Origin of the sequence: Sodalinema gerasimenkoae IPPAS B-353 (assembly GCF_009846485.1) — a bacterium.
In the GTDB taxonomy this organism is placed as follows: Bacteria; Cyanobacteriota; Cyanobacteriia; order Cyanobacteriales; family Geitlerinemataceae; genus Sodalinema; species Sodalinema gerasimenkoae.
The window spans coordinates 4,432,367-4,453,667 of record NZ_ML776472.1; the positions used below are offsets into that span (position 1 = coordinate 4,432,367).

Below are 21,301 nucleotides of genomic sequence, written 5' to 3' on the forward strand. Positions count from 1 at the left end.
TAGCGGCCACCAGTCTTGTAAGGATAAGCGATACCTTTCGCATGATGACTGGTGATTATGGGGACTCACACTTTACTTGCACTTGCTGCCTTATTGGCGCCAGAGGGCAGTCTCGAACCGTCTGTGTTACCGATGCTGCCCTCGTTGGACAATCCATCCTTAGAAACCTCGGCCGACTCGAATCAAGTCCTGGCCATGGCCTCTCCTGAGATGAGTCACCCAGAATCTCAGCATCAGCCGCAATTTATGACTGCCGATGTTTCTGGGGCCGATGGTTCTGGGGCCGATGGTTCTGGGGGTGATGTCTCTGGGGTGGGCCACTCGGGGCCGAGTCTTTTTCATCAATATGTCAGCCTCTATCAGGCCCTGTTGATGACTCTGGCCCTGTCTCCCTTGGCAACTTTGGCAACGTTCGCAGTGATTCGCCATCGTGTTTTGGAACGGTTGGTGGCCGATGTTCGCAGTAAGTTGGGCAAGTTGGGGGATTTGGAAAACCAGTTAGATCACTCCAGTCGGAAGGCAGATCGGTTATTGGAGGAACTCGAACAGGCTGTTCTCCAGGCCCACCAACAGGCGCGATCGCAGGTGGATGGCTTAACCCAGGAAATGGAAGTGCAGATGGATCAACTGCATCAGGTGGAACGAATTCGCAATGAGTGTTTGCATCAGTTGCAGGTGGCGGTGTTGGAGGCCTACGAGGCCAAAGATGAGAAGTTAGCAGAAATTCAGAAAATTAGCCCCCGCGCCATTTTGCAGTCCATGAAGCCGGAGTTACGGCAAAAAATTGACCGGGTGTCGCAACGGTTGTCCGCGATTCAGGCAATTCAGGAAGCGAATCGAACCTTACCGATTGCGGCTGGAGGGAATGCCGTTGCAGACGCTGTTGCAGAACCCGAACCCCCCTCAACCCCAGTCGAAACCTCCAACCCCTCGACATCGGCAAAATCAACCTCTCCGACGGCGGCTGTAGAACTGACTCCCCTATCTCTGCCTGAGACGGCATCAGTTGAAGAGCGGTTAGTCTATTATGAGGCCCTGCTGACTCGTCAACCCCATCATCGTCAGGCTTGGTTGGATTATGCCGAGGCATTACTGCAAAGCCAACGCTGGACTGATGCGATCGCCGCCTATGAAGAAGCGATCACCCTCGACAATCAGGATGCAGATACCTGGCTACGTCATGGAACTCTACTGTATCGCACGGGCCGCTATGCCAATGCGGTGGACAGTTTTGATAATGCCATTGAACATCAGAATCTTGAGGAACCGGGGGGCCGCGATCGCTTGGTGGAAGCCTGGTTTGGCCGGGCAAACAGTTTCGGCCGTTTACAACGCTTAGATGAGGCCCTGGAAAGTTACGATCGCACCTTGGAGTTGAACCCCGATAAATATGAAGCTTGGTATAACCGGGGTAATACCTTCAGCAAGTTGCAACGCTTGGATGAGGCCCTGAAAAACTATGAACGGGCCCTGGAGATTCAGCCCAAGAGTCCAGAAATTTGGCATAATCGCGGTGCGATTCTCAATCGAATGCAGCATTTTCAAGAGGCGATCGCCTCCTATCGCCAAGCCGTTAAGTTACAACCGAACAAGTTTGAAGCGTGGTACAACTTGGGCAACGTCCTCAGTAATGTTAAACGCTATCAAGATGCTGTCAGTGCTTACGAGAAAGCGGCAAATATCAATCCTGATCGCTATGAGGTTTGGTACAACCACGCCGCTGTTTTAGTGAAAATCGACGAATATGACCGGGCGATCGCCTCCTATGAGAAAGTGACGAAACTCAAACCCGGACATTTTGAGGCTTGGTACAATCACGGCATCTTACTAGAAAAAATCGAACGCTACGACCAAGCATTAGACTGCTTTGATGCTGCGATCGAACTGCAATCTCAATCCTATGAAGCCTGGTATGCCAGCGGAACCACCCTCCAGAAACTTCAGCGATATCAAGAAGCCCTAAATGCCTATGAACGGGCGATTAAACTGAAACCCGAACAGTCAGAAGCTTGGTATAATCGGGGCCAACTCTTATCCCTTTTGAACAAACATCAAGAAGCCGTCGCTAGTTTGGGCAAAGCCTTCCAAATTCAGAATAATATGCTTCAAGCGAGTGCCATGTAGATGACGTCACAAACCCATGGAGAGTACAACATTGAATTCATGAAACAATCCTCCTAAAATACTCGTCTTATTAAACAATAATGAGTTAAAATAAAAAAGCTGAAATACATCAGCTAAAAACTCAAAAATCCACGGGTGTTTCTACCAGAAATGTTGCGTAAACCTGTATTCCTGGTGGAAACATCCAGGGGGAACCCCTACCTGATTTATCAGGGGATGACATCATCGATGGCGTTGGCGGAGATAACGTCATTGCCGCCAGCGATGGCAACGATAGCGTTGTCGGCGGTTCTGGAAATGATATGTTATTCGGCAACCAAGGGGATGACACCCTACGAGCCGGAGCCGGAAATGATAGTTTGTATGGAGGACAAGGGAATGATGTTCTCTTTGGGGATTCCGGAAATAACTATCTCTCGGGCGATCGCGGCAACGATACCATTTTCGGTGGCAGTGGTAACGACTTTATCCTCGGAGGAGAAGGGGACGACTACCTCATGGCCGGTGATGGGGACAACACCATCGCCGGGGGAGAAGGAAACGACACCATCGAAGGGGGAAATGGCAGTGATTTACTCTTCGGCAACCAAGGAAATGATGTTATTCGCACCGGAGAAGGCAATAATACGGTCTATGGCGGTGCCGGAGATGACACCATTTTCGCCGGTCCCGGTAACAACTTCCTCTCGGGTGACTTAGGGGCTGATGTTCTCGTCGGGGGTGAGGGAGAAGATACCTTTGCCATGTCTCGCCGCAGTGCCGATCTCACCAGCGGCGGCGTCAACGTCTCTGATGCCGATCGCATTCAGAACTTCGTGCGTGGTCAGGATAAGTTATTCCTCGATGGCTTACCCTTTGCCGATGTCAGCATTGAAGTTAGTGGCGATAACTCCATTATCAAAGATACTGTCACCAACCAGTTCCTCGCGGTGGTTGAAGGGGTATCTGACCTTGATGCGACGGACTTCTCCAGTGAGATTGCCGATCCTGAACCCCCGCGCACCTTTGAGTTTGTGAATGAAAACGGGGAACTCGTCAATTTCTACGAGTTCAATCAACAAGATGGAGGAAGCACCGCCGGCGAGTTAATCCCCCGCAGCATCTTCGTCAAACGCAGTGGAACCACTGGGGAAGACAACCTCTTGTTCAACAAAATCCCCGCCACCGCCTTTGAAAGGGTGGACTATCAAAGTCCCGGTTCTGAGGTGGAGTTACTTAACGGACAACGCCTCGTTAGTTTTGCTGATGGGCAAGGAACTGTCGCCTTTGACATCAATCTCATTAACGAAGTCTTGGGAACGGATGCTGAAGGGGACGATCGGTTCTTCTCCTTACAACTGAGGAAAGATACGACCGTTGTTGATAACGTCAACTTCCTGATTAATCGTCAACCGGCTGATGCTCCGCCCTTCGGTGGTGGTTTTACGTTTACTCGAGACGAGAAAACGATTGGCTCTGCCGGCGACGACCGTCAAGATGGACTTGCAACTTTTGTTCCCGGCACTCCCGACTTTATCCAGTTTACAATTGTCCGCCCCGAGTCCAGTGCCAATGTTGCTGCCACTGTTAATGTAAGCACCGGTACGAGCGCCCAAAACTCAGGCACTGGTGTCACCGATATCAACAACTTGGGGTCAGGCCCAGAGCAAGGCAATTTTCTAATTTTAGAAAATAAACCCATTGAGTTTGGCGTAGGCGAGACTGAGCGGACCTTCCAGGTTCAAGCGTTCTTCGACGGTGGGTCTAATAGCTTTATGCAAGTGTCTTTATCTGGAGACGGACTCGGCGCTATCCCCATCGCACAAGTCGATATCCTCTAACGATTCTGGCTGCATCCTCAACTTCAATCTCATCTCAACACCCCACAGGGGGGTGTTTTTTTTGCCTCCCACCCCCTCCTCCAACCTCTGTGACCTCGGGCAACCACAAGGGATTGCCCCTACATGGTTCCCCCCTCCCCCTTGACATGAAAAATCCATTTTGCTATAATAGAACCATAAATAAAGCTTCACCCCTCAATACAAAGCGCACCAAAATTTTGATTGAGGTTGGCAAGGCTTCGCGGCCCCGGTGCGGGCCGCGCAAAGCCAAACATCTAAGCAGCGCAATTTTGTTTTTGATTAACGTACAGAAATCAGAAACAAAAACTGGGGGCATCATACCCCCAGCCTGAATCTCAATTACGCATCCCCCACAGGATGACGTTCCTTAATCAAACGAATCGCGCGGCTGACACTCTCGGGGAGAATCACCACCAAACTATCCTTCGGCGCTTCATCGAGGGCAATGTTAATCGCCTTCTCCTCACTAAGAATCGACTCATAACGAGCATCAGGATTCACCTCCTGAATCCCCTTGCAAATCCAATCCGCCGCATCCCCCCGAGGTCGTCCCCGAGTATCATCATCCTCCTTGACAATGATTTGGTCGAAAATCTCCGCCGAGAGACGGCCCAACTCAACAAAATCCTCATCGCGGCGATCGCCCGGGCCCCCAATCACCCCAATACAAGACCCCGGCCAATTGCGGACAAAGCCTCCCAAGGCCTCATAACTCGCCGCATTATGGGCATAATCCACCAAGGCATGGAAATCACCCAAATCAAACAGATTCATCCGTCCCGGAGTCTGATCCACCGAGGCCTTAAAGGTCGCCAAACCCGCACGAATTGCCTCCAACTCAACCCCTTGCACATAGGTCGCAATACAAGCGGCCAAAGCATTCGCAATCATAAACGGCGCCATCCCCTTCAGCGTTAGCGGCACCTCCTCCGCCTTAGCAATCCGTACCATGGAACCGCCATCGAGAACCACCAGATAGCCATCCTGATACACCGCCGCCTTACCACCATTCTCCACATGACCCCGCACAATCTCATTATCCGGGTTCATCGAGAAATAGGCGATATTCGATCGCAGATTCTTCGCCATCCCCGCCACCAACACATCATCGGCATTGAGAACCGCATAGCCATCCGGGTGAACCGCCTCAGCCACCACCGCTTTCACACTGGCCATCTGTTCAATCGTATCAATATCACCAATGCCCAAATGGTCTGCGGCTACATTCAAGACCACCCCCACATTAGCTTCCTCAAAGGCCAAGCCAGAGCGCAGAATCCCCCCACGAGCAGTTTCTAACACCGCCATCTCCACCGTAGGATCTCCCAAAATCAGGCCCGCACTCTGGGGCCCCGTATTATCGCCAGCCTCCGCCAAAAAGTCACCAATATAAGTGCCATCCGTCGTGGTGTACCCCACCACCTGGCCCGTTTGCTTACAAATATGAGCAATCAAGCGGGTTGTGGTCGTCTTGCCATTAGTCCCCGTAATCGAGATAATCGGCACACTGTGGGGCGTTCCCGGCGGAAACAGCATATCCAACACCGGTTTAGCCACATTGCGAGGTTTGCCCTCACTGGGACTGACGTGCATCCGGAACCCAGGCGCAGCGTTGACTTCCACAATCACCCCATCCGTCTCCCGCAGCGGCCGAGAAATATCCGAGGTGACCACATCCATGCCGATAATATCCAAGCCAATAATCTTGGCCACCCGTTCAGCAATCCAACGGTTTTCTGGGTGAATCTCCTCAGTGCGATCGATGGCAATCCCGCCGGTACTGAGGTTCGCTGTCGCCCGCAGATAACAAACTTCCCCCGGTTCGGGGATACTCTGGGCATCAAAGCCTTGGCGGTCTAGCCATTGCAAACTGGTATTATCCAGTTTCAGCCGGGTCAGGATATTGTCATGGCCATCGCCCCGGCGGGGATCTTGGTTCACATCCTCCACTAACTCAGCAATGGTCGATTTGCCATCTCCCACCACATGGGCCGGGACCCGTTCCGCCACCGCCACCAATTTGCCATCAATCACCAGAACCCGATGGTCTTGGCCTTCGTAGTAGCGTTCCACAATCACAGAACGAGTTTTGGACTCTTCACTCGCGGCATCATAGGAGGCTTCCGCTTCCTGCCAACTGCGGATATTGATGGCAATGCCTCGGCCATGGTTGCCATCGAGGGGTTTGATGACCACCGGATAGCCCCCCACATCGGCAATCGCATCTTCGAGTTCATCGAGATAATGAATCACCGTTCCCCGAGGGACGGGAATCCCGGCATCAGCCAAAATGGTTTTCGTGCCTTCCTTATCACAGGCCAGTTCCACCCCCAGGATGCCCGTGTTATCCGTCAGGGTGGCTTGAACCCGCTTCTGATGGACTCCCGTCCCAAAGCGAATCATGGCCCGGGCACTCAACTGAGTCCAGGGAATATAGCGGTGATCGGCTTCCTTAATCAGGGCTTCGGTACTCGGGCCTAAGGCCGCTTCATCCTGTAAATCTCGTAAATCCGTTAAATCCTGTTCCAGTTCTCCCAGGGGATAACGGCCTGTCTCCGCAATACTGCTGCACATCCGCACCGCGGCCCGAGCGGCATAGCGGCCCGCCCGCTCATCCTTATACTCAAAGACGACGTTATACACTCCATGGGTCGCCGTCGAGCGAGCGCGGCCAAACCCCACTTCCATCCCGGCTAGGGTTTGCAATTCCAGGGCCACATGCTCAATGACATGGCCGAGTAGCGTTCCCTCCTTGACTCGCTTGAGAAAGCCACCGCGATGGCCCGGGGAGCAGAAATGCTCTTCAATACTTGGCAGCAGTTCGCTGAGGGTTTCATAGAAACCAGGGATCGTGTCCGTGGTTCGCTCGGCCAGATCCTCTAGGTCGAGGCGCATAACAATTAATTTTTGGCGGCGAATACTCCAGTAGTTGGGTCCGCGTAACGTGAGGATCTTGAGAATTTTCATAGGAGTAAGTACCAGAGAATCTAGCCGGAGCAGATGGAGCAGTACGTGAACACTATAGTTTAGTTTCGATCTGGCGATCGCCTGAAAACTGTTCGCAGTGAACAGAATCTGGGGATTGTTGATTAATCTAAGGTCAACCTAGGGACTAGGGGAACCTCAACTAATCTTGAGCCAACTGGGGTTGACGACCCAGTAAGCCAGTCATTAATCGTAACGCCGTTGTTTTGACTGGGGGAAGATGGCGTAACCCCCATAATCCTAGTTGACGCAGTAGCACCAGGGGCCACCAGTCATTGGAAAAGAGGCGATCGAGAACATCGGTAAAGCCGAGAATGGTCAGATTTTCCAGTTTACGCCAGCGTTCATATCGCTTCAAGACCGTCAACGCGCCAATATCTTGACCCCGCTGCTGGGCGGACTGAAGCACTTCCGCCAGGGCCGCCACATCCCGAATCCCTAGGTTCATCCCCTGGCCGCCCACGGGATGACAGCGATGGGCCGCATCTCCAATGAGGGCTAAACGAGGCTTGACATAGCGATCGCTCTGCATCAGTTGCACCGGAAATAAATAGCGGGGACTGGCCAACTCAACCCGTCCCATCTCCGAGCCAAACCGTTGTTGCAGCCGCTCCCGAAACGCCGCCTCATCCAGCTCCATCAGGGCTTTAGCTTCCCCATGAGGGGCCGTCCAGACCACGTTACAGCGGTTTCCTGGTAAGGGCAGAATGGCGAAGGGTCCACTGGACATGAGGGGCCGTCCAGACCACGTTACAGCGGTTTCCTGGTAAGGGCAGAATGGCGAAGGGTCCACTGGACTGAAACTTCTCATAGGCGATGTCGTCGTGGGATTTTTCGGGCTTAACTTTGAAGGTGACACAGGATTGACTGAAACTTCTCATAGGCGATGTCGTCGTGGGATTTTTCGGGCTTAACTTTGAAGGTGACACAGGATTGCCAGTATTTCCAGCCTCGGGTGGAAATACCCGCCGCCTCCCGCACCGGCGATCGCCCCCCATCGGCCGCCACCACCAGCCGGGCCTGAAGCTGCTGGGTCTTGCCTTCATGACCATAGGTCACGATCGCCTCGTCGGTCCCATAGTCAATCTCCTCGACCTGCGCTGATTCGACGCAGCATACATTATCGGATTTGTCAATAAATTCTCGCAACCCTTGCAAGAGGGGGGTATGTTCCGCCACATAGCCCAAACGGTCTAGGTCTAAATCTTGAGGCAGAAAGCGCACATCAGCGGGGTGATCGCCATCAGACAGACGAATTTGGCGAAAGGTATTAATGCGGGGCAAAATCCCCTGCCAGACCCCAATTCCCTCCAGAATCCGTCCCGTCAGCAGAGTGACGGCATAGACCTGTTGTCGAGACAGGGCCGCCTCTCGGGACTGAGCATCGAGGAGAACCACCTGCAAGCCAGAATCCCGTAGGGCGCAGGCCAGGGCGCTTCCCACAACCCCACCGCCGACAATCGCAACGTCGTAGTGGCAGCGGGTCATAGGTGTAGGGGCGAACCCTTGTGGTCGCCCAGAGACAGACAGGGGCAATGAGGACATGAATTGATGACAAATGTAACCAGATGTTAAGCGTTGTTGTTGATATTATAAACACGACCTCGCCAATGAGTGGGGCGATGCAGCGCCGAGAGGGAAATCCGCAGGGCCGCCAGAGGGTCCGCCAGAGGGGAAAGCCAGAACAGCCAGGCCCCTTGAGCCTGAGCGCGATCATAGGACGGGGCGATCGCCCAACCCAAAGCCACCCGAATCAGCAGCAATAGGGCATTCAGCCCCACAAGAATGCCCCCCAGAGGCGTTCCCGGCCCCGATACCAGGAGTGACCCCAACAGCACCGGCAAGGGCAGTCCTTGCAGCATCCAGAGCAGCCAGACATCACTCCAGGTCTGTCCCCAAGACGAGGCATCCTTGAGGTCGAGCGATCGCCCCCATTCCCGCCAAGTTTCCGCCGCCCCATCGTACATCCGTACCTTCAGCAACTCAGACCCATCCCAAAAGGCCACCCGATAGCCGCGCCGGGCCACCTCTCGCGCCAAGGTGACATCATCACAGAACGAGCGACGGGCGCAGTGATAGCCATCAATGGCCTGCAATACCGAGCGTCGCACCAACAAACATTGCCCATTGGCCATCACCCGTTCCGCTGAGGGACTGGGGCTTCCCGTGGGCCCAAAGCGATACAGCAGAGTCATCAACAACGCCGGTTGCAGCAATAACTCACCAGGATATTTCAAAATAAAGCGCGGCGACAGAGAGACCAAATCATAGCCCTCCCGTTCCGCCTCCGCCACCAACCCCGCCACTAATCCCGGTTGGGGTTGCGTATCCGCATCAATCCCTAACAGCCACTCCACTGGGGGTAAGCTCGGTTTAGGGGCAGACTCAGACTCCACAGAGGAATCAGTGGGGGGCGAAAAATAGCGATAACCGTTATGCAGGGCCCAGGGACGACCCACCCAATCCGGCGGGAGGGGGTCATCTTCAATCAGGCGCACCCGAGGATCTCGCTGGGCGAAGGATTCTACCAACCCTTGAGTTCCATCCTCAGAACGACTATCCACCACCACAATCGATCGCACCTCATGGGCCTGCTGCGTCAACCCCGCCAAACAGGGACTGAGGCGGTGGACTTCATTCAGCGTCGGCACAATGACCCCCACCGTTCCCAAGCGATCGCCCAACAGGACTTGGGGAGTGAGGGGGGGTTTACGAGTGGGTCCGGCGGCTAAACGAGACAAGAGAATGGCCACAGCCGGAAGCTGAAGCAGCAGCAGAAGGAAAATCAGGCTATCCATGAATCGTGCAAGTTTGGGGCAGCGAGGGCGATCGCCAAGGGCAATAGCAAAGCCTCTATCATAGGCAACAATGTGCCCCAAACCGCAAGGTTCGCCCGAGCAACCCATCATGGAAGTGATAGAAAATCGGGGCTATTTGGCCGCCGTTTCCAAGGCGGGATAGTCCATCTCAGCGTCAGACACCCGAGGAGTCTCCTCCTCAGATGCAACCTCCTGAGGGGCCAGTCGCCAACATAGCAGCGCCGGAACTACCCCAAAGAGAGTGCTCAGAAGGGTTGGCACCGTAAACTGAGCATCCAACAGCACTAAAGTAATGCTGGCCCCAAAGGTAAAATTAACCAGATAAACCGCCACCGGTAGGCCTAAATCTCGCCGAGACAGCACAAACTGTTTGCCATTTTGTAACGCTGTCGCTACGGTCATATAGATCACCCCAGTCCCAATCCAACCGGCGATATTGCGGTAAGGCATCCCAAAGAAGCTGCCCACTTCCTCAAAGGCCCAGAACGGATAGGGGGTCTGACTCATAGCCGGATCTAAGACCAAATCCCAAGCCGTCAGCAGAATCGCCCCCAGGGAAATAGCAGCAATCTGACGTTGCCAACGGGCCAGAGGGGTCACTTCAAACAGTGCCGTGGCCAGGACAAAACAGACAAACCCCATATAGAACCAAGACAGGGGAATCGTAAATGGCACGAGGCCAGCAATTTTGTAGCCCAAGCCACTGAGGTAGTGATAAGCACCAAAGGGAAAACCCGTGCTAGTGCCCAGGAGTTCGCTACTCAGGGAAAGGAAAAAGGAGGGAATGAAAAAGGCCAAAAGGGGTTTGAGTCCCAGGGTACGATAGCCAAACAAACCCACGGCAATCGCCCCGAGGATGATATAGCTGACGCCCCCTTGGCTCATGCCCAAGCCAAAGGCTTTGAGTCCTAAAGGCGATAACTGGGCAATAAACTCAGGATTCGGCAGAACCAGCAGCAGCCCCGCTAGTCCAAACGCCATCGAGAAGATATGAATGCCCAGGCAGGCGCGTTCGGCGATTCTGAGATGCTTCATGGGATGTTAACTTTTTTTACAAGCACTGACGATGACTTCACAAAGTGTAACGTATTCGGTTTTCCCCCTTAAAGCCCAGAGGTGCTAGAGATCCGAACCACGCGGCCGAACCACGCGGTAGGATAGAGTCGCAGCAGCCGCCTAAACCACTCCCATTGGTCGTTCTTGTCAGTCCGGGGAGGATGGAGCTAGACAACATGAAAGCACAAGTATTTCACGGGTCAGGGGAGCTACGGTATGAAGATCTCCCCCAACCGACTGCCTCAGAGGGAGAGGTGATCGTCGCTGTTAAAGCCGTCGGTCTATCTCCCTTAGATCTCTATCGTCTGCGAGTTCCGGAATTGGAGCAACCCCTCGTCCTCGGCCAAGAAATTGCCGGAACCATCGTTGAGGTGGGCCCCGAGGTGCGCTCCTGGCGGGTAGGACAGCGGGTGGCGACCCTGGCCCATGTTCCCTGTATGCGCTGTCTGGCCTGTCTAGAAGACCGCTTTTCTGCCTGTGAGACCTATCAAGCCCATACCACCACGGCCGGGTTAACCCCCAGTGGTGGAGGCTTTGCGGAGTTTGTCAAGGTTCCCAGACATTTAGTTGACCATGGCGGCTTAGTAGCACTTCCCGGACATATTACCTTTGAGCGGGCCTGTTTTTTGCAACCCATCAATAGCCTCTTGCATGGCTTCGCTCGGCTGAACCTACAACCCGAACAGCACATCTGGATTTTGGGGGCCGGTTCCCTGGGGGCGATCGCCGTGCTGCTGGCCCAACGGCTGGGACTGCATCCCCTCGTGAGCGATCGCAATCCTCAACGGCTCGAAGCCGCCCTAGACTTAGGGGCCAAAGCCGCCTTCAACAGCAACAGCGATGACCTTCACACCAAAGTCCGGGCCTTTACCGACGGCGAGGGAGTCGATGGGGCCCTGCTCACCGAACCCCAAGGCTGGGATGTGATGCACGCCCTCGATGGAACCCGTCCAGGGGGAAAATTACTCTGTATGACCGATTATGCCGATCCCCTACCCGTTCCCCTCGATCCCCTCGCCTTTGCCCGCCGCCAAATTGACCTTCTCGGCTGTTCGGGCCTCTCTCCTCGGCAACAGTCCCGCAGCCTCACCTATTTGTTTGACCATCATCTGCCCCTAGAAACCACCATCAGCGATCGCGTCCCCCTTGCTGAGTTAGCCAGCATCCTAGAGCCTCTCCAAAGTCCCAACAGTGATAGTCGTAAAATTTTGGTGTATCCCAGCTAACCCAATCCGAGCGTACGGTTCTCTCCTCACCCATGACCATTTACTTCTACAAAGCCCATGACGACTATGGCTGCTTCTCCAACTTCTCCCGTCACGCCATCGAGATAGAGGGACAAACCTGGCCCACCGTAGAACATTACTATCAGGCCCATAAATTCCTCGGCACCCGCGACGAACCCGTCATGGTGACCATTCGCCAAGCCGCCACCCCTGAAGAGGCCGCCCGCCTAGGACGCGATCGCCGTCGCCAACCCCGGCCCGACTGGGATGAGATTAAACCCCAACTGATGTATGAAGCGGTAAACGTTAAATTCCTCACCCATCTCGATATCCAGCAGATTCTCCTCGATACTGGAGAGGAGTATCTCATCGAAAACTCGCCCGTCGACTACTTTTGGGGCTGTGGGGCTGACGGAAGTGGCCAAAACCATCTCGGACGGATTCTTATGACCATTCGCGGTGAATTACAAGCCTCCCGGCCCCACACTCACCCCTCCCAACTTCAGCAGCCGAACTCAACATCTTAGGGTCTTACCTTGTCTATGAATATCCTGATTGTCGAAGACGACCTAGACATCGCTCAACTCCTGCAACAAACCCTCGAACCCGAAGGGTTCAACTGTCATCACGCTGCCGATGGCTTGGCGGCCATTGAGGCATTTCGCGAACATCAGCCAGATTTAATCATCTTAGATTTAATGCTCCCGGGTCTCGATGGCTTGGAAGTCTGCGCCCGCATTCGTCAACAACCGGGGGAGAAAGACCCCTATATTCTCATGTTGACGGCGAAAGGAGAGGAAATCGATCGCGTGATTGGCCTATCGACGGGGGCTGATGACTATCTGGTGAAACCCTTTAGCCCTCGGGAGTTGGTGGCGCGGGTGCGGGCCCTACTGCGCCGCAGTCTACGCCAGGGGGGCCAGGAAAATATGCACCGCACCGCTCACTTTACCCTCAACCTCGATCGCCGCACGGCCAGCCGCTACCTCGGGGATGATCCCGAACCGCTGGATTTAACCGCCTTGGAATTTAATCTCCTCTCCACTCTTATGAGTTATCCGGGGCGAGTTTGGAGTCGTAGTCAACTTATCGATCGCCTCTGGGGGAGTGATTTTTTTGGCGATGAACGAGTGGTGGATACCCATGTAGCCCGATTACGCAAAAAAGTCGAAGCCGATCCCACCCAACCCCAGTTTGTCAAAACTGTGGTGGGAGTGGGCTATAAGTTCGTCGATGAGCCGGCAATGGATTAAAAAAACTGCGATACATTAAAGGTAAAGTTACGACTCACAGATAAATAACTACCATGGCCATCGCCAACAGCGAGACAACGGCACGTCACAATGGGACGGCGATCGCCCCTAAACGGCTTTCCCCGGAGCAGTTCCAAGAACGCTTTGAGTCCCTGGTTCCCCTAATCACTCAGGAATGGAGCCTGATGGCCCCTGAGGAGTTAAAAGCCACGGAAGGAGATTTAGACTTAACAGTGGACCTCGTTGCCGACGCTACCGAACATACAAAAACCCTCATTCACGCCCAACTGGCTGAACTCCATTCCCTAAGTCTGAGTTGGGAACGCCAGGCCCAAAAAGAGAAACGGCAATCGGAAGAGTTAAGCCACTCCGAGAGCCATGATGTCCAATCTAAATCGGAGACTGAGAAGAGCGACCATCCCTCCAGTCCTAGTATTGATGATGTCTTGGACTTGTTGGAGCGACGCACTGAACAGCTTGTTGAACGGGTGAAAGCCGATGTCCTACCGGAGGTAAAATCTCAGGCGAAACGCAATTTAGGGGCCTCAATTTTGACGGCGTTGGGAATTGGTTTTCTGTTAGGACTATTTGTGGGAGGAAGTGGTGGCGATCGCAAGTGAATCCGACAGCCTCCGTTCTGAGGTGGAAACCTATGTCCGCCGCAGTTTGGGGCTGTTCAAAATTCTCGTCGAACTGCACCTAGACATTGCCCAGCGAGAAGCCGCTCGGGAACAACGGCGACTGTTGCTGGGGATTGTGGCGGCCTCGATTGGGATTGGCTTGTTGGCCATGGGAACCGGACTCTTGCAGGCCGTTGCCGTCTGGTGGGTTCACCGCTTAGGATTGACATGGTTTGCGGCCCTAGCCAGCGTCGGAGTCGCGGATGCCAGTTTGGGCCTACTGAGCCTCCTCATTGGGATACTGACCCTACGCGGCGGCTACATGAATGAAACCCGTCGCCGAGTTGCCAGCACCACCGCCACCCTGCTACAAGATCAAGATTGAGATTAAAACCATAGCAATCGAAGCCCCTACGTGGTTTCCCCTCTTGCCTCTTGCCGGAAGAGGGCGACCATAAAGGTACGCCCCTACGTGGTTTCCCCTCTTGCCTCTTGCCTTTTCTTCCTTACGATACAACCCACCATGCGATCGCCAACCCTTAGATTGTCTGCCTGTTTGTTGGGCCTATGGCTCTGTTGGGGAACTCCCACCTGGGCGCAAGTTCTCAGAGAACCCACTCAGGAGGAGGTTCTCAGCCCCGATGATTTGTTGACTCGCTTAGAGGGAGTACAAGTCCTCTATCTCGGGGAAGTCCACAATCGCCCGGAGGATCAGGCCGCTCAACGAGAGATTCTGCAACGGTGGTATGAGCAAAACCCACAACTGGCGATCGGCTTGGAGATGTTTGAACGGCCGCAACAAGCCTATATTGACCAATATCTTGCCGGAGAGATTAGCGAAGCGGAATTTCTGGAACTGACGGAATTTGAAACGCGCTGGGGTTTTCCCTGGGAAGCCTACGCCCCCATTTTGCGCTTCGCCAAAGCCCATAATCTACCGGTGTTGGCCTTAAATGCGCCCATCGAAGCCATACGGGAGGTGGCCCGAGGGGGATTTGGCAATCTCTCCCCGCAACGGTTGTCGGATCTGCCCCCAGTCGAAGAGTTCGACCTCGATAACGCCGCCTATCGTCAACGACTGCGGGAGATTTTCGATGGTTATCATCAGGGCCATGGCTCCAGTGACGGCTTTGAAACCTTTTTTAAGGCTCAAATCCTTTGGGATGAAACCATGAGCTACCATGTAGCCCAGTTTTTGCAAACTCACCCCGAACGGGCCATGGTCGTCATCGCTGGACAGGGCCATATTCTCTATGGGGATGGCATTCCCAGTCGGGTTCAACGTCGTCTGCAAGATGTCGAACAACTCTCGCTAGTGTTTGACCCCGATCCTGACCTCGCCTCCACTCCAGAGCGTCCCTTGGCCGATATCATCTGGCACCACGAGGACCTACACGAGGACCTAGAAGAGAACTCAGACCCTGAAAACAGCCCAAATTAACGGGTTTTGACTAGGGAAAGTCCCGCCGAGGGGGCGAGGGTAATTCCTCGTCGTACCGGCTTCACGGGCGGCTGTGGGGGCAGGCTAAAGTCATGTTCAGTGACCAGAGTCGCTAGGGCCAGTTTGAGTTCATACATGGCCAGGGCCATGCCCAAACAGCGACGATTCCCACCGCCAAAGGGATAGAACTCATAGGGGGAGTATTGACGCTCTAGGAAGCGTTCTGGCTTGAAGCTGTAGGAGTCGGGGAAAATATCTTCCCGATGGTGGGTGAGGTAGATACAAGGGGCCAGGACGCTTTCGGCGGGAAATTGGTAGTCCCCCACCTGGAAGGGTTCCTTGGCGATGCGCGGGAAAGTGACCAGGGCCACGGGATAGATGCGCAGGGTTTCGTTGCAAACGGCGGTGAGATAGGGCAACTTAAAGACTGCCATCGGGTCTGGGTTTTCGCCCAGGGCCGAGACTTCTTCGATGAGGCGATCGCGAACCCTGTCAAAGCGATGCACCCAGTACAAGGCCCAAGCCAGAGCGGTGGCGGTGGTTTCATGACCGGCCAGGAGTAGGGTCACCAGTTCATCGCGCAGTTCCTTATCACTCATTCCCTGACCGGCTTCATCCCGGGCCAATAGCAGCAAACTCAGGATATCGTCGCGCTCCTCTAGGGACTTTTGGCGACGCTGTTGGATTTCGGCGTAGAGGAGTGCGTCTAACTGCTCGCGGATAGCGAGAAAGCGCCCCCAGGGACTCCAAGGCCCTAAATTCCGTTGTAGGGATTTGAAGAACAGCAAGCTAGATTTAATCGGGGAGGCAGTCATGTCTAAAAAGGTGGCCATGGTGCGCCGCATCTTTTCATATTGGTCTCCCTCGTTTAAGCCAAAGACCGCTTTGAGGATGACGCGCATGGTAATTTCTTCAGTGAGCGATCGCACCCGAAATGCCTCTCCCTGAGGTTGGTGGTCAATGGCCTGACGCGTGACCTGGGTGATAATCTCGCCATAGGTCACCATGCGATCGCCATGAAAGGGGGGCATCAATAACTGGCGTTGCTGTTTATGTGCTTGTCCGTCGAGCAACAGCAGGGAATCATCCCCCACCAGGGGTCCTAAAATGCCATTGGCCCGGCCCGCGTCAAAGCAACGCGCGGGGGCCGAGAGAATGGTGCGAATATGGTCGGGATGGCTGAAAAAGACAAAGCCATCGAAGTTCACGCCAAGACGGCCATTAAAGGTCTCTCCCAGTTTGGTCTGGTTCCGTTTCAGGTAGCCGGTTGGATTGAAAATCCACTCCAGCAGTTGCCATTTTGGGGGAGTTTTCGGGGTCTTGAGGGTAACCATGGTTGGCTAATTGATTGTGGAAATTCGACAGTGTATTGGTGACGACTAAAACCGGCTGAAGTCTTTTTAGAGTTGAGTTTTGAGACTTCAAGATGTCCTACTCAGTCTGGCTAATGATTAAAAATTAAACTGAAGGTGAATGCGGGTATTGAGTTTTTCCTGAACCGGTTCCCCTCCTTGGAGATGTTGCTCTAGGATTTTGGGAACATCTTCGGGTTGAACTTGCCAATACCAGGTTTCATCTTGGGTAACCCGGACTGATGGCCCCGTACTACATTGTCCTAGACAACCGCACCCTTGTACGACAACGCCCTTGGGATTGGCATCTTGGAAGGCTTTGAGGGTTTTGGCGGAACCATTGAGTTCGCAGGAGCGGTTCTGACAGACATAGATACAGGGAATTTGCCGCGACAGGGGATTGGTTTGCGCGTCAGTCATAATGGAGCGATCGCCATAGGGTCTTCAGATGTATGGTAACGAGTTCTGATGGGCGATCGCGATTCTTCACCGTCGGGGGGATCGTCGAGCGGTATGATGGCCAGTAGCTAAGCGCGAATACATCAATTCCCGAAACTCCACTATGGTTAAACGTGTTGCGGATGTGATGAGTCACGATCCGATCGTCGTCACCCCTGAGACTCCCATTCAAGAGGCCATTCAAATCATTGCTGAACGTCGCATCAGCGGCTTACCGGTGGTGAATGACCAGGGTAAGCTGGTGGGAATGCTCTCGGAAACCGATTTGATGTGGCGCGAAACCGGGGCCACTCCTCCGGCCTATATCACCATTCTCGATAGTGTGATTTATCTGGAGAACCCCAAACATTATGAGCAACAACTGCACAAGGTTCTCGGACAGACGGTGCAGGATGTGATGAGTAAAGGACATATGTTCACCACGACTCCCGAATGCGCCTTACGAGACGCGGCCCGGTTAATGCACGAGAAAAAAGTGCATCGTCTGCCGGTTCTTGGGGAGGACAATCACGTGGTGGGGATTCTCTCCCGAGGCGATATCATCCGCGCCATGGCCAGTTCGGACGCTGAGGCCTAATTCCCATTTTTTCCTGTTCTGACGTTCCTGATTAACTTATGGATATTACACCTGACGCAGTCAAAGCAATGCTCGACTCGGATGATTATGGCGATCGCCTCAGTGGCATCAATAAACTTCACTATATTGATCCGAGTCTCGCCTTTGACTATGTGGTTCCCGTGGTTACCGATACCAATCCACGGGTGCGCTACACTGCCGTTTGTAAGCTCTCTAGTTTGGGACATCAGAACCGGGAGTTATCTCTAAGGTTGCTGCGATCGCGCCTCTATGACGACCCCGAGTTAGATGTGAAGGCGGCGGCAGCAGATGCGTTGGGGGCCTTGAAGTTCCGGGAAGCATACCCGGATTTGGCGCAACTCTATCGCAACAACGAAGATTGGATTGTTCGCCTCAGTATTGTGGCAGCGTTAGCGGAAATGGAGGCCCCCGAAGCGGTGGAATTGCTCCATGAAGCCCTCCACAGTGACACAGAATTGGTACAAACCACCGCCATTGGCGCCTTGGGGGAACTCGGCGATCCTCAAGCGGTTCCCTGGATTGAGGAGTTCATGACGCATCCTGAACCCCAAACCCGGCAACGGGTGGCCCAGGCCCTCGGACAAATTGGTGGGGAGTCAGTGCAGAAGGCATTGCAAACTCTGGCCAAAGACGAACATCCTCAGGTAGCAGAATGCGCTCAACGCTATCTATAACCTCGTTCTAACCTCTTAGATTCCTCCAGATTCTGGGTCTGTTATACTCGATTCACCTCAGGGGGTTGAGCCGGCCCCATTGTCTTGATTAAGAGGTCTTATGTCTTCTGCCACCAAAACAACGACCTATCGCTTTATAGATTGGTCGCCCTACTTGGCCATCTTTGCCGTAAGCCTAGTCCTGCTAGCTGTCATAGCAAGTCCCCTATTCCAACGGCAAATTTTCGAGGATCGCCTTGAGGTTAACCCAGGGGAAGTCGTTGAATTTAAAACTTGGCAACTCCAACCCCAATCCATTGGGGCAATGCGCGTTGATGTGAATGCCTCGTTCACGAATAATCGCTGGGCCACCTATGAACTTCGGGTATTAGATGACGAGGGAAATTTGATGGTCTCGGCCCTCAAACAAGCCTGGATTGAATCGGGAACTTGGCGAGAAGGACGAGAATCAGGAACTTGGCGGGAAAGTGATGTAGAGGCACTGGATTGAATCGGGAACTTGGCGAGAAGGACGAGAATCAGGAACTTGGCGGGAAAGTGATGTAGAGGCAGCCTTAGATGTACGAGCCGGGCAGGAGCCAGAAACGATTACTCTCGCCATCAATATTCTTGACTATACAAGCCTTAGATGTACGAGCCGGGCAGGAGCCAGAAACGATTACTCTTGCCATCAATATTCTTGACTATACAGACACTTCAGGTCAACCGGTTGAGGATGAGTCAGTTCGCTTCATGATCCGCGTCTGGGATGGGGTAATTGATACTCGCTATCTCTTGCCTGGGGTTATTGGCACAGGGGGCTTAGCCTGTTTATGTTTTCTCTCAGCGGAGCATTCCAATCAACGCGCCATTCGTAATATGATTTACGATAGCGATATTGGGGGTCGTGCGATTATTGGCGGTGATAATAATTTGGTCTGCTGTACGTTAAAGATTGTGGCTGATGAAACCTCTCCTCGCTTTTTGAATGTTAATCTCTGGCTCAGCGATGGCTATGGGGAAAACTTATATCATCAAGTGACCCCGGTTCACCTTAAATTTCATAAGGATGCGGATGGAGAGCTATACAAAACGACGGGTATATTTAAGCAGTATTTTCTATTAAAAAAACGAGGGTCTTACGGGGTGTATATAGAAGTGACCCCGGATGAACCAGTTGATATAACGATATTAACTATCCGGGAGAAGATGCGAACCTTAGGTGGGGTTTCGGTGGTTGAAATTGCCCGAGATTAACCGAGATGTTTTGATGATAACGATGATTGACTTTGGGAGGGTAAACCATGTTAACCAAAATCTTGGCAATTTTAGCAGTTCTTATCGCTCTCTTTACGGTTGGGGCGGCCTATAGTTCTCGCTCCTCTGTGACGTTGCGTCAAGAGCAGCAACAGCAAAGTTATTGGCCCCATCAGGGAACCTACCTTAATGGGTTTTATCAATCGGGAACTTGGCATTACTCAGGGAATCGTGCCAGTTATGGAGGGGGCTTTTTTGGGGGAGGGACTGGGTTCGGGAAATAGTGAAACTATGACCTGCATGGTTAGGATTATTGTTTACTCGTCTTAAGAGGATTTATATGGAATCGAATCGCCCTGATTCTCCGAATTTAATTGCCGATGACATCACTCGTTTTCAGGAAGATTCTGACTCTCAACCCTGGGTTCCCTTAGGCCGATCGCAACGGAATCTTTTGTTAGGGGCAACGGCAATTTGTTCGGCTTGTGGTTTGGCGGTGGAACTGCTTTTAGGGACGTTAGCCAGTTATTTGGTGGGCAATCAGGCCCTGGCCTATGGGGTGGCGGTGGGCGGATTTTTGGCGGCGATGGGGATTGGTTCTTACTTGAGTCGCTTTTTGGTGACGCAGGGCGATCGCAGCCAACAGCAAGAACAGCTACTGCGGCGTTTCATGCAAGTGGAATTGGCGATCGCCCCCTTAAGTGCCTTTTTACCCCTAGGCTTATTTGCTATTTTTGTCGTCGATGGCCCCTTATGGATTGGCTTAAGTCTCGTCACCCTAATTTTGGGAACCTTAGCCGGAATTGAAATTCCCCTGCTGACTCGTATTTTTGAACAAGATGACGGGGTAAAAGATGCGATCGCGGGAGTTTTAGCCCTCGATTATGCGGGGGCCCTAGTGGGATCTCTGGCCTTTCCGGTGATTCTGCTTCCCTGGTTGGGATTATTTCCCTCAGCGGCGATTATTGGGGCCTTCCCCGCCGTAATGGTGGTGATTTTGGCGCAAAACTTCCCCAGTCTGCGATCGTGGCGGCTGTGGGGAGTTGTGATTAGCCTGATTTTAATTGGCTTTGCTCCCTTGGCGATTCCCTTGAGTAATACCCTGGAAGATAATCTCTATGATGCGCCCATTATTGCCCGAGTGCGATCGCCCTATCAACGGATTGTTCTGACTCGTTGGCGACAGGATGTGCGTCTCTTCCTCGACGGCGACTTACAACTGTCGACAATTGACGAATATCGCTATCACGAAGCCTTAGTGCATCCCGCCATGAGTGCAACCCCAGATCCGAAACGGGTGTTACTGCTGGGGGCTGGGGATGGAATGGCGGCCCGAGAAGTGTTGAAATGGCCGCAAGTTGAGCGTTTGTTACTGATTGATCTCGATCCCGAAGTGGTGAATCTTTCCCGCCGTCATCCCTTTCTCAAACGAGTGAATCAGGGGGCCCTAGAGAATCCTCGCCTTGAAGTTCGTATTGCCGATGCGTTTTTGGCGGCCCCGGCCTTAGATGAGCAGTTTGACGTTATTATCGCCGATTTTCCCGACCTGGATCGACCGATTTTAGCCAAACCCGCAAGAATCCTCCGCTTCAAATCTCTGATTGAAGCGTGAGATGA

General features: G+C 53.3%; 19 protein-coding genes and 3 pseudogenes. 15 read left to right on the plus strand and 7 right to left on the minus strand.

The features are described from left to right. The first annotated feature begins 57 nt into the window (after positions 1-57). The 3 genes and pseudogenes from L855_RS19270 to L855_RS19275 all read left to right on the plus strand — a co-directional run bounded on the left by L855_RS19270 (position 58) and on the right by L855_RS19275 (position 3,944). Positions 58-2,124 (plus strand): tetratricopeptide repeat protein, encoded by a 2,067-nt coding sequence (locus L855_RS19270; protein ID WP_159790568.1) that lies wholly within the window; start codon positions 58-60, stop codon positions 2,122-2,124. Positions 2,125-2,345: 221 nt separating this feature from the next. Continuing rightward, positions 2,346-2,420: pseudogene (locus L855_RS22970) on the plus strand (hypothetical protein); the annotation flags it as partial. Positions 2,421-2,426: 6 nt separating this feature from the next. Next, on the plus strand, positions 2,427-3,944 hold the full coding sequence (locus L855_RS19275; protein ID WP_159790569.1) for a calcium-binding protein: 1,518 nt from the start codon (positions 2,427-2,429) through the stop codon (positions 3,942-3,944). Between the two features lie 360 nt (positions 3,945-4,304). Here the strand turns inward: L855_RS19275 and cphA are convergent, their stop codons facing one another. From cphA to cruF, 5 genes and pseudogenes are all read right to left on the minus strand, one after another. Beyond that, a complete protein-coding gene (gene cphA, locus L855_RS19280) occupies positions 4,305-6,932 on the minus strand; it encodes a cyanophycin synthetase (protein WP_159790570.1) in 2,628 nt (875 codons plus the stop codon). Positions 6,933-7,095: 163 nt separating this feature from the next. Then, positions 7,096-7,925, minus strand: a pseudogene (locus L855_RS22590) (hypothetical protein); the annotation flags it as partial. Further along, positions 7,920-8,495, minus strand: a pseudogene (locus tag L855_RS22595) (FAD-dependent oxidoreductase); the annotation flags it as partial. The pseudogenes L855_RS22590 and L855_RS22595, both read right to left, overlap by 6 nt. A gap of 26 nt (positions 8,496-8,521) precedes the next feature. After that, positions 8,522-9,748: a glycosyltransferase family 2 protein gene (locus L855_RS19290; RefSeq protein WP_159791204.1), complete on the minus strand. Its 1,227-nt coding sequence runs from the start codon at positions 9,746-9,748 to the stop codon at positions 8,522-8,524. Between the two features lie 132 nt (positions 9,749-9,880). After that, positions 9,881-10,804: a gamma-carotene 1'-hydroxylase CruF gene (gene cruF, locus L855_RS19295; RefSeq protein ID WP_159790571.1), complete on the minus strand. Its 924-nt coding sequence runs from the start codon at positions 10,802-10,804 to the stop codon at positions 9,881-9,883. Positions 10,805-11,001: 197 nt separating this feature from the next. Between cruF and L855_RS19300 the strand changes: the two genes are divergently transcribed. The 6 genes from L855_RS19300 (at position 11,002) to L855_RS19325 (ending at position 15,365) form a co-directional block, all read left to right on the plus strand. Beyond that, positions 11,002-12,051, plus strand: a complete 1,050-nt coding sequence (locus L855_RS19300) for an alcohol dehydrogenase catalytic domain-containing protein (protein WP_159790572.1) — start codon at positions 11,002-11,004, stop codon at positions 12,049-12,051. A gap of 32 nt (positions 12,052-12,083) precedes the next feature. Beyond that, complete coding sequence (gene ybiA, locus L855_RS19305) at positions 12,084-12,578, plus strand: riboflavin biosynthesis intermediates N-glycosidase (RefSeq protein ID WP_159790573.1); 495 nt, start codon at positions 12,084-12,086, stop codon at positions 12,576-12,578. A gap of 15 nt (positions 12,579-12,593) precedes the next feature. After that, the gene (locus tag L855_RS19310; protein WP_159790574.1) at positions 12,594-13,304 is read left to right on the plus strand and encodes a response regulator transcription factor; all 711 of its coding nucleotides are present in this window, start codon (positions 12,594-12,596) and stop codon (positions 13,302-13,304) included. A 53-nt stretch (positions 13,305-13,357) separates the two neighbouring features. Beyond that, positions 13,358-13,924 (plus strand): hypothetical protein, encoded by a 567-nt coding sequence (locus L855_RS19315; protein ID WP_159790575.1) that lies wholly within the window; start codon positions 13,358-13,360, stop codon positions 13,922-13,924. Next, positions 13,908-14,309, plus strand: a complete 402-nt coding sequence (locus L855_RS19320; RefSeq protein ID WP_159790576.1) for a phage holin family protein — start codon at positions 13,908-13,910, stop codon at positions 14,307-14,309. The genes L855_RS19315 and L855_RS19320 overlap by 17 nt, the downstream gene beginning before the upstream one ends. Positions 14,310-14,447: 138 nt before the next feature. Continuing rightward, complete coding sequence (locus tag L855_RS19325; protein WP_159790577.1) at positions 14,448-15,365, plus strand: ChaN family lipoprotein; 918 nt, start codon at positions 14,448-14,450, stop codon at positions 15,363-15,365. On the opposite strand, the gene L855_RS19330 is transcribed toward L855_RS19325, so the two are convergent. Continuing rightward, a complete protein-coding gene (locus tag L855_RS19330; RefSeq protein WP_159790578.1) occupies positions 15,362-16,699 on the minus strand; it encodes a cytochrome P450 in 1,338 nt (445 codons plus the stop codon). The two genes, L855_RS19325 and L855_RS19330, sit on opposite strands and share 4 nt — an antisense overlap. Positions 16,700-16,816: 117 nt before the next feature. Further along, complete coding sequence (locus L855_RS19335; protein ID WP_159790579.1) at positions 16,817-17,137, minus strand: (2Fe-2S) ferredoxin domain-containing protein; 321 nt, start codon at positions 17,135-17,137, stop codon at positions 16,817-16,819. A gap of 142 nt (positions 17,138-17,279) precedes the next feature. Here L855_RS19335 and L855_RS19340 point away from each other — a divergent pair, with 142 nt between their 5' ends. The 6 genes from L855_RS19340 (at position 17,280) to L855_RS19365 (ending at position 21,296) form a co-directional block, all read left to right on the plus strand. Further along, entirely contained in the window at positions 17,280-17,753 is a 474-nt protein-coding gene (locus L855_RS19340; RefSeq protein WP_159790580.1) for a CBS domain-containing protein, read from the plus strand. 38 nt (positions 17,754-17,791) lie between these two features. Continuing rightward, the gene (gene nblB, locus L855_RS19345; RefSeq protein WP_159790581.1) at positions 17,792-18,448 is read left to right on the plus strand and encodes a phycobilisome degradation protein NblB; all 657 of its coding nucleotides are present in this window, start codon (positions 17,792-17,794) and stop codon (positions 18,446-18,448) included. A gap of 100 nt (positions 18,449-18,548) precedes the next feature. Next, on the plus strand, positions 18,549-18,938 hold the full coding sequence (locus tag L855_RS19350) for a hypothetical protein (protein WP_159790582.1): 390 nt from the start codon (positions 18,549-18,551) through the stop codon (positions 18,936-18,938). 119 nt (positions 18,939-19,057) lie between these two features. After that, the gene (locus tag L855_RS19355) at positions 19,058-19,684 is read left to right on the plus strand and encodes a hypothetical protein (protein ID WP_159790583.1); all 627 of its coding nucleotides are present in this window, start codon (positions 19,058-19,060) and stop codon (positions 19,682-19,684) included. A 47-nt stretch (positions 19,685-19,731) separates the two neighbouring features. Beyond that, positions 19,732-19,968: a hypothetical protein gene (locus L855_RS19360; protein ID WP_159790584.1), complete on the plus strand. Its 237-nt coding sequence runs from the start codon at positions 19,732-19,734 to the stop codon at positions 19,966-19,968. A gap of 56 nt (positions 19,969-20,024) precedes the next feature. Then, the gene (locus L855_RS19365) at positions 20,025-21,296 is read left to right on the plus strand and encodes a spermine/spermidine synthase domain-containing protein (RefSeq protein ID WP_159790585.1); all 1,272 of its coding nucleotides are present in this window, start codon (positions 20,025-20,027) and stop codon (positions 21,294-21,296) included. The last annotated feature ends 5 nt before the right edge of the window (positions 21,297-21,301 follow it).